At 64.7% G+C, this 12,704-nt stretch carries 15 protein-coding genes; 3 read left to right on the top strand and 12 right to left on the bottom strand.

Features of this window, described 5'->3' with window-relative positions; genetic code table 11:
- Positions 1-18: 18 nt before the first annotated feature.
- Both QM659_RS05215 and QM659_RS05210 read right to left on the bottom strand, forming a co-directional pair.
- The gene (locus QM659_RS05215; protein ID WP_127076628.1) at positions 19-813 is read right to left on the bottom strand and encodes an enoyl-CoA hydratase/isomerase family protein; all 795 of its coding nucleotides are present in this window, start codon (positions 811-813) and stop codon (positions 19-21) included.
- A gap of 139 nt (positions 814-952) precedes the next feature.
- A complete protein-coding gene (locus QM659_RS05210) occupies positions 953-1,486 on the bottom strand; it encodes a cytochrome b (protein ID WP_415187622.1) in 534 nt (177 codons plus the stop codon).
- Positions 1,487-1,711: 225 nt separating this feature from the next.
- On the opposite strand from QM659_RS05210, the gene QM659_RS05205 reads away from it, so the two are divergent.
- On the top strand, positions 1,712-2,095 hold the full coding sequence (locus QM659_RS05205; RefSeq protein ID WP_127076626.1) for a hypothetical protein: 384 nt from the start codon (positions 1,712-1,714) through the stop codon (positions 2,093-2,095).
- A 133-nt stretch (positions 2,096-2,228) separates the two neighbouring features.
- On the opposite strand, the gene QM659_RS05200 is transcribed toward QM659_RS05205, so the two are convergent.
- The 10 genes from QM659_RS05200 to QM659_RS05155 all read right to left on the bottom strand — a co-directional run bounded on the left by QM659_RS05200 (position 2,229) and on the right by QM659_RS05155 (position 11,993).
- Positions 2,229-2,822: a hypothetical protein gene (locus tag QM659_RS05200; protein ID WP_303482066.1), complete on the bottom strand. Its 594-nt coding sequence runs from the start codon at positions 2,820-2,822 to the stop codon at positions 2,229-2,231.
- Positions 2,804-3,247 (bottom strand): hypothetical protein, encoded by a 444-nt coding sequence (locus QM659_RS05195; protein WP_415187621.1) that lies wholly within the window; start codon positions 3,245-3,247, stop codon positions 2,804-2,806. The genes QM659_RS05200 and QM659_RS05195 overlap by 19 nt, the downstream gene beginning before the upstream one ends.
- Positions 3,244-5,388, bottom strand: coding sequence for a baseplate megatron protein TIM-barrel domain-containing protein (locus tag QM659_RS05190; RefSeq protein WP_415187620.1), 2,145 nt, complete (start codon positions 5,386-5,388; stop codon positions 3,244-3,246). The genes QM659_RS05195 and QM659_RS05190 overlap by 4 nt, the downstream gene beginning before the upstream one ends.
- Before the next feature lie 10 nt (positions 5,389-5,398).
- On the bottom strand, positions 5,399-6,823 hold the full coding sequence (locus QM659_RS05185) for a hypothetical protein (RefSeq protein ID WP_415187619.1): 1,425 nt from the start codon (positions 6,821-6,823) through the stop codon (positions 5,399-5,401).
- A gap of 180 nt (positions 6,824-7,003) precedes the next feature.
- Positions 7,004-7,393, bottom strand: a complete 390-nt coding sequence (locus tag QM659_RS05180) for a hypothetical protein (protein WP_415187618.1) — start codon at positions 7,391-7,393, stop codon at positions 7,004-7,006.
- Positions 7,377-7,670: a hypothetical protein gene (locus QM659_RS05175; protein ID WP_415187617.1), complete on the bottom strand. Its 294-nt coding sequence runs from the start codon at positions 7,668-7,670 to the stop codon at positions 7,377-7,379. The genes QM659_RS05180 and QM659_RS05175 overlap by 17 nt, the downstream gene beginning before the upstream one ends.
- Positions 7,670-7,924, bottom strand: a complete 255-nt coding sequence (locus tag QM659_RS05170; RefSeq protein WP_415187616.1) for a hypothetical protein — start codon at positions 7,922-7,924, stop codon at positions 7,670-7,672. Before QM659_RS05170 ends, QM659_RS05175 begins: the two co-directional genes overlap by 1 nt.
- Positions 7,925-7,997: 73 nt before the next feature.
- Positions 7,998-9,239 carry a P22 phage major capsid protein family protein gene (locus QM659_RS05165; RefSeq protein WP_415187615.1) on the bottom strand — a complete coding sequence of 414 codons (1,242 nt, stop codon included), beginning with the start codon at positions 9,237-9,239 and terminating at the stop codon, positions 7,998-8,000.
- A gap of 90 nt (positions 9,240-9,329) precedes the next feature.
- Positions 9,330-10,055 carry a hypothetical protein gene (locus QM659_RS05160; RefSeq protein WP_415187614.1) on the bottom strand — a complete coding sequence of 242 codons (726 nt, stop codon included), beginning with the start codon at positions 10,053-10,055 and terminating at the stop codon, positions 9,330-9,332.
- A gap of 27 nt (positions 10,056-10,082) precedes the next feature.
- The gene (locus QM659_RS05155; RefSeq protein ID WP_415187613.1) at positions 10,083-11,993 is read right to left on the bottom strand and encodes a portal protein; all 1,911 of its coding nucleotides are present in this window, start codon (positions 11,991-11,993) and stop codon (positions 10,083-10,085) included.
- An 81-nt stretch (positions 11,994-12,074) separates the two neighbouring features.
- Between QM659_RS05155 and QM659_RS05150 the strand changes: the two genes are divergently transcribed.
- Together QM659_RS05150 and QM659_RS05145 are read left to right on the top strand one after the other, a co-directional pair.
- A complete protein-coding gene (locus tag QM659_RS05150; RefSeq protein ID WP_303482039.1) occupies positions 12,075-12,302 on the top strand; it encodes an antitoxin in 228 nt (75 codons plus the stop codon).
- Positions 12,302-12,703, top strand: a complete 402-nt coding sequence (locus QM659_RS05145) for a type II toxin-antitoxin system VapC family toxin (RefSeq protein WP_415187612.1) — start codon at positions 12,302-12,304, stop codon at positions 12,701-12,703. The genes QM659_RS05150 and QM659_RS05145 overlap by 1 nt, the downstream gene beginning before the upstream one ends.
- The last annotated feature ends 1 nt before the right edge of the window (position 12,704 follow it).

The raw sequence follows: 12,704 nt of genomic DNA, 5'->3' as shown, positions 1-12,704 counted from the left end.
TTGCGCCTGCAGAAAGACCTACCGGCCGCTCCAGTCCGGTTTGCGCTTTGCGAGAAACGCCGCCATCCCTTCGCGAAAGTCCTCGCTCATGTAGCACATGAGGATCAGATCCTGGTCGTCGACGTGATGCTTCATCGCCTGAACGCGCCGCAAGCCTTCCTTCGTAGCGCGAAGCGTGAGCGGCGCGAAGCTCGCGATTTCAGCGGCAAGCTGCGTCGCGCGCGCATCCAGGGCGGCGCGGTCGGGAACGACCTCGTTCAAAAGGCCGATGGTGAACGCTTCATCCGCCTCGATCAGCCGCGCGGTGAGGATCATGTGCTTGACCCGGGCGATGCCGATCAAGGCCGAGAGCCGCGCCAGGTTGGCGACCGAGAGGCAGTTTCCGAGCGTGCGCGCGATGGGAATGCCGAACTTCGCGTTGGCTGTGCCGATGCGCAGATCGCAGCATGCAGCGATCGCGCCGCCGCCTCCGGTACATGCGCCCGCGATGGCTGCGATCGTCGGAACGCGGCAGGTTTCGATGGCCGAAAGCACGCGCTCCATGAAGCTTTCGTAGCCGATGGCGTCTTCCGGCTTCTGGAACGCGCGAAACAGCGAGATGTCGGTTCCGGCGGAAAACGCCTTGTCGCCTGCGCCCGTGATGATCAGCGCCCGAACCGACGAATCCGCATTTGCGGTCTCGCACGCTTCCGCGAGTTTCTCGTACATCTCGAACGTGAAAGCGTTACGCGCCTCGGGACGGTTGATCGTAATTCGGGCGATACCGTCATCGACGGTGAGAAGCAGGGTTTGATCCGGGGATTCGGTGGTCATGCCGTGTCGCTCATGTCCGTGATGTTCGCGAATCTTGCATTCGCGGCATCACCTTGACGGATATCATCTTCGCTGTCACGGACCGGCGCGATGCGGCAACGAAAGAACGAGCACGATGTCATCGCCCGCCCGGAAGCGTTTACCACCAGGCCATGCGGCGCATGACACCGTCCTGTTTGATGAGCCAGTGATACAGCGCGCCCGCGATGTGCAGTCCGATCAGCAAGACGAGGATGCCCGCGCCGATCTGGTGCGCGGCGGCGAGGTTTTCTACCACGGGCTTGGGCTGCGGGGCGATGAGTTTGGGAAGCGTGAACAGTCCGTAGAAGCTCACCGGCCGGTCCGCAGCCTGGGAGAGGAAAATACCGATCAGAGGCTGCGCGATAAGCATGAGATAGAGCGCGTAATGGTTCAACCGAGAGCCGACCCGTATCAGCGCCGGCTGATCGTCCAGGACCGGAGGGGCATTGTTGAAGCGCACGAGGAGGCGTATCAGCACCAGAAAAAGAATGAGCGCGCCGGTCGCCTTGTGAAGGCTGTAAAGCTGGCCGCGTATCGGGTCGTCAGGGGCGATGCCCTTTGTCATGTAAGCGCCAAGCGCGAGCATGAAGAAAACAAGAAGTGCGATGATCCAATGGAAGGTGCGGGCCCACGGGCCGTAACGAAAATTCATTGCTTGCTCCAGTTCGTTTCTTCCTGAAGCGGGATGCGATGAACGCGGCCGTCCGCACCCGCCGAGGACGACGCCCGCTATGCCCGTTGGAGACAATCTTCGGGTTGACGGACGAACGAGCGCCGCGTTCGATGGTAAAGACACGTTCGAGCCAGAGCGGTTCCAAAGAAACTGGAATTGGTCGAAGTCGAGGATAAGCCTCGCGTCAGGCTGGAGGGGGAGCTGATGTCGCCGGAATTTATTCCTTTCGTCATCCTGACGATTACCACCGCAGCCGCCGCGCTCGGGGTGTATCTGTTCGCACTTTTCCTGAAGCGCAGGCGCCCCGCGAAACTTGTTCTCGGCGCGCATATTCTTCTCGGCATGGCGGGACTGGAGCAGGTTGCGATTCTCATCCGGGGCGCGGCGCCGAGCGGGACGGCGGCGGTCGGACAATTCGGCACGGCAGCGGCGGGACTGTTCGCGTTATCGCTTTTCTCGGGCTTCGTCGCCCCGATCGTCGCCCAAAGGTCGAAGCAGGGCGGCGTCGCGTTGCTTTACTCTCATGTCGGGCTTGGCCTCGCGGGCTTCGCATCGCTTCTCATCTGGTTCGGATCGTTCGCGATGTGACCGTTCCCTTCCCCGGCTTCACCGGAAGAGGGGCAGGGCGAGGGGCGCGCGCCCGCCGATCACATGCGATGCCCCTGTTGGTTCGATGCACGTCGGATCGATGATCCGGACGGCAGCGGATCGGGGAGGGGGATCAGGAGCCGTAATAATAGGAGGCGAGGTTTTTGGCGGAGCCGGTCAGTGCATTGACAGCGCTCGTCAAGGCAGCCGCCTCGGTCGACGCCGCCGAGAGCAGCGCGCCGCTTGTCGACGAGGCGCTCGACGTGGCTGCGCTTGTCAACGCATTCGCCGCGTTCGCGCCGAGTGTCGCCGTCTTGTAGAGATTGTTCAGGCGGGTCTGATAGGCATCCGAAAGCGACTTCTGCGAGTAGTCCTGAAGCGCGGCGAGCGTGTTGCCGGAAAGCCCCATGCCGTTCGCCGCCGCGGATGCCTCGATCCTGCTCAACCCGTAATCCACGCTTGCGGTGAAGCCGGGATCGGTCTTGAAACTCTCGTAATACGTTGATTGCGCATCCGATCCGTTCGCGCCTGTCGCATTGTTGTAGAGTGCCAGCGCGTTCGTGCCCGCCGTCAGATAGGGCTCCTGATAGCTCACCGCCTGTTCGTAGCGCTTCTGTTGAAGTGCGGCTGCCTCTTTCGCGGCCTTCGCCGTCGTCTGTGCGCCGAGATAGGAGGCCGCCGCCGAAGTCGCGCCGCCGAGGAGGGCCGTTACTGCTGCTTCTGCCATGGAAGATCCTTTGCGTAGACTGTTTCGAGGGGCTGAAACCGAAGCCGTTCGAGCAGCGTGAGAGTGCGGGGCATCCGCCCTGCAACGAGGAGCCGCGTCGCGCCCTTTTCAATCGCCCATGCTTCGAAGGCGCGCAGAAGAGATGCGCCGTAGCCTCGCGCGCCGGGCTGCGCGTACCAGGCGGTTTTGAACGCGGTCGGCTCGCCCGTGAGGTAGTGCGGCGCGATCATGCCCGCGAGGACGGCCACCGCAGGCTCTTTCGCCGCCAGCAGCACCCGGTCTCGCTCGAAAATTTGCGCGAAGGCGAAATGGGCGAGCGCGCGCGGATCGGCGCGCCGTGCGCCTTCCTCGGCATAAAACAGCAAGGCCAGTTCCACGAAACGGGCGGCATCGGCCTCGCTCGCCTGTCGAACGACGCCGCTCATGTGGCGAGCCTGTTCTGCGCGCGGAGCACCGCGAGTAACGAATTGATCGCGGCGGCTGCCTCAGAGGCGGTCGGTTCGAGCGGCACGTTCGCGATCGCGCTCCCCTTCACGAACTCGATGCTCTGGAAGAAATCCGCATACTGCTTGTCGAGCTTGCCCGTCGCCGGGTCCACGATATAGGGGTGGCGCGGCGCGTAGGTCGTCGTCTTGGCCATGCTGTCAAGCTCCGTCGGCAAGGCGTAGGTTGAAAGCTTGCCCGCGATCCAGTGGCCGTAAGCCCAGTTCGCGGCGTCGCTCCAGACCCACCAGAACAGCGGAAAGTACGGATAGGGCCGCGCGTCCCATGTGTAGATCATGATGCGTGACACATCGACCATGCGACCGTCATAGACGGTGCTTTGCGGGTTGTTCGCCTCCTCGAACGCGGCGTCGGTCTCGTCGAAGAAGCGCAGCATCGAATGGAGGTAGCGGCGCTGGATGAGGTTGTCCGGCTGGCCGGTCGAGTGATGAGGCAGGGCGCTTTCCGCCGATTTCGGATCGTGGAACACGTTCGGCTGGTTCGATCCCTTGTCGATTGAGGGGCAGCCGAGTTCGGTGAACCAGAACGGCTTGGAGCGCGGCACCCAGGCCGTCGGTTCCTTCGCTTCGATGCCGCCGAGGCGGTCGTAATGCGGGTTCGCCCACCAGCCCCATATGTCCTTGTAGCGATAGATCCAGGGCTTGTGGTAGCCGCCGTCGGTGATCGGCGAACGCATCTGGGCGTCGCGGTCGGCGGTGCTCGCGTAGTACCAGTCGTAGCCCTCACCGCCTCTGATGTTGCCCATCAGATAGTCGTAATCGGTGATGGCCGTCAGCGTGCCGTCTTCCTTCAGCGCGCGGTCCATGTTCGGCGTGCCGTCTCGCCAGTCCGACAGTGGCCAGTAATTATCGAAGGCGATGGCGTCTATGTTCGGGTCCGTCCACAGCGGATCGAGATGAAAGACAGCATCGCCCGTGCCGTCAGGCGGCTGATGGCCGAACCATTCGGACCAGTCCGCGGCGTAAGAGAGCCTCGCCCCCGGCAGAACCGCCTTCACGTCCGCCGCCAGTTGCTTCAGCGCCGTCACGAAAGGATAGCCGCCTTCCGCGCCGCGAAGCCACGTCAGGCCGCGAAGCTCCGTGCCGAGCAGGAAGATGTCCACGCCGCCCGCATCCGCGCAAAGCTGCGCATAATGCAAGACGAAGGCGCGATACTGCCTGACGAATGCTGCGACTTCCGCCTCGACCTCGGCCGACCTGTCCGCGGTGGCGTAAGCCTTCGTGATGCGTCCGCGCCATGGATAGGCCGGTTGACCCGCCCCGCCCCGAAGCGGGTCCGGCAGCGCGTTGCCCGCCGGAATGTCCATCAGAATGAACGGCGTGAAAGCGACTTCGAGCTTGCGCGCCTTCAGATCCTTGATGCAGGCGATCAGCGATGTGTCGTCCGGCGTGCCGCCGAAAGCCGCGTTGCCGTCCACCTGCGAGACGATACGCGCCTCGCCGCGCGACGTGCCCGCGCAACTCCAGCGATGCGGCATGGTCTCGAAGCTCGCGCGCGTGACGCCGGGCACGAGCATGCATTCGCCCGCGCGCAGATCGGTGCCGTACCACGAAACGAAAAGGTTCACGAGGCCGACATTCGGCAACTGGCTTTGCATCAGATGGAGCGAAGTGGCCCAGTCGCACGCCGCGCCGCCGATGCGCCCGGCCCTGTTTGCGGCGGCATGGGCGAGGAGCCACATGTCGCGCTCATAAATGCTGAAGGCGTTTTCCGTCGCCACATATTCAGTGCCCGCCGTGACCTGATCGCGCAAAACTTCATATGGCGCATAAGCGAACTCGGTTGCGGCGGGGATCATGGTCACGGCGCGGACGGCGCTCGCATAGGCCGTTTCGTTCGCATCGAAGCCTTTTTCAGTCCAGCCTTGCGCCACAAATTCGCGGATGAGCGCATTTGCCGTGGCCGCGATCTCGGTCCACGATGCGTCGCTTTCCAGATCCGCGATGGCTGGGCCGGTGCGTGCCTTGAACTTCGAGAGAAAGGCGCGCGTGTTGTTGTCGACGCGGCCCTTGCGATCGACCGAAAAGCCGAACGGACTGAACAGGTTGTCCTTTCCGGTCATGATGTGGTCCTCACGGTGCGATGGCGCGCACGCGCGCTTTTGCCGAGAGGATGCCGCGCATGACCGGCGACGACGATGCGAGGCGAAACGTTCGACCGCCGCGGGGCGCCGCGCCGAGCTGATGGAAACTCGCTACCGTAAAAAGTTCGCCCACGCGGCCGAGGGAGGCGACACGCCCGCCGGTCCAGGTGGCGCCGCCATCGTCCGACCAGTCGAGCATCAGCTTAGGGTCGGCGGTGTCCTCGTCGTTGCTCGTCATGCCGACTCCCGGAATGATGTCGACGTCGAGCTGGTCGACGATAAGGCCGCTCGGGAAGGCATGCAGCGGTGCCGACTGCGCAAGAAAGAGATAAGGTTGGCCGCTTGCCGTGTAGGACGCATCGTCGAGCACGTGAAGGCTCGCGTCTACGCCCGAACCGATCACCACCTTGCCGTTGAAAGAGGCATGCCCACGCGCCGTCCAGTGATCGAGTTCGCCGCTCGCCCGCTCGTGCCAAAGCCCCGTGGCGAGGTCGAACTCGAACGTCCAGTAGGGGCTCGTGACGGCATAGAAGTCATGGCCGTTGAAATGCGTGTAGACGGCATAAAGCGCGCGCCGCTCGTCCCACGACAGCGCGGCGATGGCGCGCTCGATGGCGTGTGTGGAGATGCGCTGCGGCTCCGACCCGGTGAGTTGCCGGACGACGCCGTTATGGTCCACGAAGAGGAGCGAGTCCCCGACGCTTGCGGCCGTGTGCTCCGCGATGCAGCCGATGTCGATATCGGCGCGGATCGGCGCGAAGGCGAACGGCGTGGTGCCTGCGTTTTCCCAGATTTCCAGGCTCGCCTCGCCGAGCGCGATGAGGGCGCCCCGGTGCGTGACGATTCGGCGAAGTCCATCCGAGCGGCTCGCGGTGGTCGCGAATGACAGGGCATTGACTGTCACCGCGTCGTTCAGCGCGGTGTGAAAGATGCGCCCGTCGGCAATCGAGAAGACGAGATAGCCGTCCAGGAAAGTTACGCCGTTCGGCGCGGGAAGCGTCGTGATATCGGGGGCGGCGATGGCGTTCGCCGCGGTGTCGAGCACGGAATAGACCCCGTCGGCGACGATGCCGATCTGCGGGTTCGTCTCCTGGTTCGCGGCCATGACGACCATGGAACTGCCCGCGATCTCGCCCGAGACCACCGTAGCATTGCCTGCGTCATCGAATAGCGCCGCACGCGTGCCCGCGATCACGTAAAGCCCCTTGCCGTAGACGTAAAGCATCCCACGGCAGGGGCCGTTCAGGCCGGTCTCACCCCGGTCGAAGCGCCTTGTGCCTGGCACCGCATAGACCGGAAGCGAGGCCTTTGCCGCTTGCCCCATTGCCTCGGCGTAGCCGTTGAGGAGGCGCTGGTTCGACACGACGCCGCTTGCGCCTTTGTTCGATGTGTGGCCGAATTCGACGGAAACCATGACATTCCTCCGGGAGCGTTGAGCGCTTCTGCGGTTGGAGGGGTGAGAGCGTTTCGAGCGAGGGAGGTGAGGTCGCGCTTCTGGAGCGCCGGAGCCGGTATCGAGGGACGGGGCAGGTCCGCCCCTTCGCTTTGTTGAAACGCTCCGCGTTGCGCGCCAATCGGAGCGGCACCAGCCGGACTAGCGGCGCTGGCTCGGGAGCGCGGTGAGCGCCCGGTCTTGCGATGCCTCAGGCGCGGCTACGAAGGCGGCGAGCATGGCCGCGTAAGCCTTCTTCGCACGGCTCTGGATCGAGGGTTGCGCCTCGATGCCGCTTTCGCTCGCCAATTCGACCGCGAGCAGTGCCTTCGCCCCTTCCACGAAACAAGGCGGAAGCGGGAAATCGTCGTCGAGGTCGGCGGTCTCCGGCGTCACGTTGCCCGCGACGATGCCATCGGCGGCCCATGCGGCGAGCATGCCACCGTAGGCTTGCAGCCCGGCGACGGCGCGCGCCGGATCGAGGTTCGCGCCGAGCGGCAGGAGACCCAGCCGCCGATACGCGCCGGTGATGACGTCACGCGCCGTAGTCATGGAGAACCTCGCCGAGCGCTTGCCTGAGACGGGCTTTCGTCCAGCCCGGCTCGACCTTCAGACCGCAATCGCCTGCAAGTTCAAGCATGCGTCGGCGGGACATGGTTTCGAGGGCTTCGGCATCGGGCGTGCCCCCCTTGGGCGACACGTCTTCAGCGTCCCCGACGTCGAGGACGGGAAATCGCTGCCAGCCTTCCTCGCGCGGCACCTCGCCCGCGGCACCGAAAAGGCGAGCTTCGCCCTTCCGGTACATCCAGAGCCGTGTGTCGGCGTGCATCACGAGCCCTTCATCAGGCCCAGCCCGACGAGCGTCGCGCGGATCTCGTTCAGAAGGGTGACGATCGCTTGTGCCTGCGCCTCGCTGAAGCCGTAAGGTGCGGCGTTGGTCGGCGCGGTCGCGGGCACCGCGGCCTGTGCGGAGCCGGAGCGCTGCGGCGTGGGCGTGGCGTTGTAAAACGAGATGAGGTCGCTCGGGCTCTGGCCGAGCACGGTGCCGTCGGGATTGCCGTCGGAGAGATGGCGAACGGGCATGGAATGGCTCCTCGGTTCTGGACAAGTGGTGCGCGGTCTGCCGGGGCTGTGCCCGGTTGCTGACGCTCGCGGCTTACGCCGCCGACCCGGAAAGGCGCGTGGCGAGGTCGGGGTAGATCGGCTTCACGCCGTAAAGGATGTCGAGCCGCCACATGTTGATGTCGTTGACGATGTCGTAGTCGCAGATGACGCGGATCGAGAGCCCGTTGTAGCTCTGCCGCGCCTTCTTGCTGGCCCCCTCGGGCAGTTCCATCGGCACCATGCAGAGCGCGAAGGCGTTCTCATGAAAGACGAGGTTCTGCGGATAATTGGCGCCCGCCGTTCCCGCGAATGTCAGCGCCGCGTTAGCCGCAGGCGCCGCGCTCACGGTCTGATACTGGCCGGATACGATGATCGCGGGCGAGATCGTAAGCGCGTCGGCGTTGCCGGTTGCCGTTACGGGCGCCTTCACGACGAACTGCTGGAGATAGGGCAGAACCTGCTTCGTGACAGGGTTCACGGCGGAAACGCCCGCGAGGGTGAAGACGTCGCCCGCATTGAGCGTGGCGCCCGGCGTCAGCCCGTCCACGAGGATCGCCGTCTCGTCCGAGTCCTTCGCGGCGAGCCACGTCGTGACGCCCGTATTCGTGACGCCGTTTGCCGAGGCGGTGGCCGAGATCACCGGCGTGCCCGCGTGATTGCCGACGGTGTAGCTGACGACATTCTGCGAGGCGTAACAGTCGGTTTTGCCGACGAGCGGAAGGCGCGACTTCTCAAGCGCGGTCTTCGCCACGTCCGGCACATGCAGGCTCGTGAAGCTCGACGCCATGCCGTAGAAATCGGCGGGGGAGAGGCACGCCGTGCGCGGGGTCGGCACCGCCATTTCATCGAGGCGTTGCGGCGCGGCGATGAACGACCTGTAGCCGTCGAGCGTTTTTCCCGGCGTGCCGACCCAGTTCCATACCGCCTTGTAGAGAGAGAGCACATCGAGATCGACCTGGTTTGCCAGCGCGATCATCGGATGCTTAAGATAGCGCTCGGCGAAACGGTCGATGGACAGCGTCAGGTCTTTCGTCGGGAAGCGCAGGTCGACGCCGCGCTGCGTGTCGACCTTGATCTGCACCTTGCCTTCGGTCGCGTCCTGCATCTGCGCGACGGAGCCGGAGCGGACGGCGTATTTCACCGGCTTGCGGATGGTGAGCGTGTCGCCGCTTTTCGTTTCACCGAATTCGGCCTCGTAGGCGCGATACACCATTTTCGCGGCGACGAGGTTATTGTCGAGCTGCATCAGGCTTTCTTTGGCGATGAGGCTCGGCGTGAGAAGGGTAGAGGCCATGCGGGGAGGCTCCTTGGATTGAGGGAGGCGCGCCTGTCCGTTCCGCGCCGTGAAGCGGGCTCGAAAAAGGGCCGATTGCCGTTGGATTCGTCAGTAGCCGCGCGCGCGGCGGTATTCGTCGAACGTCATTTGGTCGAGCGGCTTGCCCGCATTGCCGCCGCGCCCGGTGAGCGCGCCGATCGGCTCGGGCGCACGGCTGACTGCGGCTTGCGCAGTGTCGAGCCGGGTTTCGAGCCGCGCGATTGCCATCACCTGACTGACGGGCGGAAGCGCCGCGATGCGCGCGGCCTCGCCGGGATTCTTGCCGAGATAATAGGCGATCTCCGCGCCTCGCGGCGTTTCGCGGATCGCCTCCGCCATGATCGGCGTGACGGCTAGGTTCGGATTGTGTGCCACCTCGTCGAAGTCCGGGACCTTTTCACGGAATGCGGCGGTCGCTTCGCCCCAGGCGTCGTAAGCGGCGCGAGCCGCGATCTCGCGAGCCTGCTCGGCCTGCCGGGCGAGAATCTCCGCGCCGACCTCGCGCACGGCCTGCTCGGCCACGGCGCGGGTGTAGTCTTCGGGCGTGCGGTAATCCTGCGGGCGCCCCGCGTTCTGCAACCGCTGGCGAAGCGCCTCCGCCTGAGCCGCGCTCGTTTGAGCGAGGGCGTCGGCGACTTCCTTGTCGCGGATGAGCCGTTCGACGCGTGCCTTTCCGGGCGCGCCTTTGCGCCGTGCGGCGCCGCCTCTTTCTGGGGCCTCGCTCGCATCGTCTTGAAGGGCGGAAAAAGCCAGGGCGGCTTCGTCCGCCGACGGGGTATCGCCGGGGATGGTCATGCGCGGTCCTTTTGCTGATGGAAGAAACTAGCGGGCGGCGGGGCCTGCGGGAGCCATGCCGCTCGCCTTGAGTTCTGCCTCGGCCTTCGCGGCGTCGAGCGCGGCCTGCTGAGCGACGGCCTCGGCCTTGGCGGCATCCGCGCCGGACTTGGCGGCGAGGCTCTGGGCGCGGGCGAGTTCGGCTTCGGCGAGCGCCTGTTGGCGCGCCTGCGCGGCCCGAACTTCGGGCGATGCAGCCTCTCCTGTAACCTGCGGGGGCAGCGTGCGTTTCAGCCGCGCCGCGATTTCGTCGGCGCCCGGCCAGTCCATGGTCTTCGCGACGAGGTCGCCCGCGATGCCCGCCGCCTGCGGCACGGCGCGGATGAACTGAAGCATCGCGTCGGCAGCCTCCGAGCGTCGCGTGGCGTAGGCCGGTCCTATCTTCACGCGGACGTCGTAGACGCCTTGCGAAAGGTCGTTCAGCAGCATGGGCTTGCCGTCGACGCCCATCACGGCGGCATTGATGTGCACGGGCTCCTGGCTGTCGTCCTCTCGCATGATGCGAAGCGTCCGCTCGCTGTCGTAAATCTTCGGCACGAGGTCGATCAGCGCCTTGCCGAGATGATGAAGCGTCGCCATCAGGTTATCCTGATAGTGCAGCGCCGCGTTGCCGCCCTGATTTTCACGCGCCCGAATGGCCACGCCGGAAATCTCGTTCGACCGCGCGCCGAGCGCTGCGTCGTAGATGCCCGTCGTCGCCTTCATCTCGTCGGCGGCGATGGCGCTTTCCTGCGTCAGCGCGGTCGGTACGTCCGGCGGCGGCTCGCGCATCGGGCGGCTGCCCGGTGCATCGGGGTCCGGCTCGTAGAGAAGATAGGGGCGCGCGACACTGTTCTGCGTGTCCCACTGGCCCTTGAATTTTGCGATCATGGCTGGCGTTGCGAGGAACGGCGAACGCGGCGCGAGCGCGATGGCTTCTGCCGCCGCCGAACGCCAGAAATTATAGAGCTGCTGCGGGTCGCGCGCGGCGCGTATGAGGCCGCTGCGGACGGTTTTCGTCTCGAGCGCGGTTTCCGCGCCGATCACCGGAAAAATCGGGATGGTGCGCCCGGCCCAGGCGTTCGGTCCTTCGAGTACCTCGCTGCCCGAAAGCAGCCAGCGCTCCACCTTGTGCGAGCGAACCTTGCGCGTAGCGACGATGCCGAGCCGCGGCAGCTCCGCCGGGTCGACCTCGGTGATGTCCACTGTCTCGCCGCGCGCGAGCCTTGCGATGGCGCGCTCGACGGGCCGCTTCACCCAGTATTCGCAGACGCGCACGCCATCGCGGCTTGCCCAGAACAGGCCGCTTTCCGCGCTGCCATCGGCGGGCGTGTCGAAGTCGACGGGGGCCGCATGGGGGAAGCGCGCCTCGAATTCTTTGCGGCCGATCATCTCCGACACGAGGCAGTAATCGGCATCGGCGCGGCTCGGCTCCATGGCCGCCGGGTCCCAGAACACCGAAAGCGGATGCTGGATGCGCTTGATCAGGATTTCCTGCTCGAAGGCGTTGTCGTCCACATAATCGGTCGCGAGGCGGAAATGGCCGATGCCGCACGCGACCGCGTAATAGACCGCGTGCGCGAAGACGTGCGTCGCGTTCGAGCGATACTGGATATGCCGGAACAGGCCGGAATAGATCTCCGCCAGCGCTTCCGTCGCCGCGCCGCCCGCGGGGATGGCCTTGATCTGCGGCGGGTTCATGCGCACGCTGTTGGCGACTTGATGCACGAACTGCGGCAGGCGGTTGATGGTGAGACACGGGCGGCTCTGCGCCTCGCGTTGCTGGCGCACTGCGGCGGGCCACTGGTCGCCCGCGAGGAACTTCAGATCGGTGAACGCATCTTCGCGGTTCTCGCGATCCTGCAGCCATGCGGCTGCGAGGCGCTCCCGCGCCTCCCGAACGATGTCGATGTGGGGCAAGGGAACCTCTTTGTGGCGGTGACGCGCGCTTGCAGTTCAACGACGTTTGGCATATGCTACTGGCATATGTCTGAGGGTAAAATGGAGCGTCAGGTCAAACTTTTCAAAAACGGGCGCAATCAGGCCGTCCGCATCCCGCGCGAATTCGAGTTGCCGGGAGACGAGGCGATCATGCGCAAGGAAGGCGACAAGCTCATCATCGAGCCGATGCGGAAACTCTCTCTTCTGGAACTCCTCGATACGCTTGAGCCGGTCGAGGATGAGTTTCCCGAGATTGAGGATCTGCCTCCGGAACCAGTCGATTTCTGATGCAGTATCTTCTCGATACGAACATCGTTTCGGATCTCGTTCGGAATCCGAAGGGTCTCGTCCGGAAGCGGATTCGCCAAGTCGGGCAGACGAATGTCTGCACCAGCATCCTTGTCGCGTGCGAAGCGCGTTACGGAGCCGCCAAACGAAATTCGCTCCAGCTCACCCGGCAGTTAAATCTTGTTCTCGCGACGATTGATATCCTGCCTTTCGAGGCACCCGCCGATACAACCTATGCCGCGCTTCGCTCAAATCTTGAACGGGAAGGCCAGTTGATCGGAAACAACGATCTCTTCATCGCCGCTCACGCTCTCACACTTGGCTGCACGCTGGTAACCGCCAATGAACGCGAGTTCGTCCGCATCGACGGGCTTCTGTGCGAAAACTGGTTGCGCAGTTGAG

Origin of the sequence: Rhodomicrobium sp., from assembly GCF_047605405.1 — a bacterium.
Lineage (GTDB): Bacteria > Pseudomonadota > Alphaproteobacteria > Rhizobiales > Rhodomicrobiaceae > Rhodomicrobium > Rhodomicrobium lacus.
Note: the sequence above shows the minus strand (reverse complement) of the source record. Positions and strands in the feature narration are given on the sequence as shown.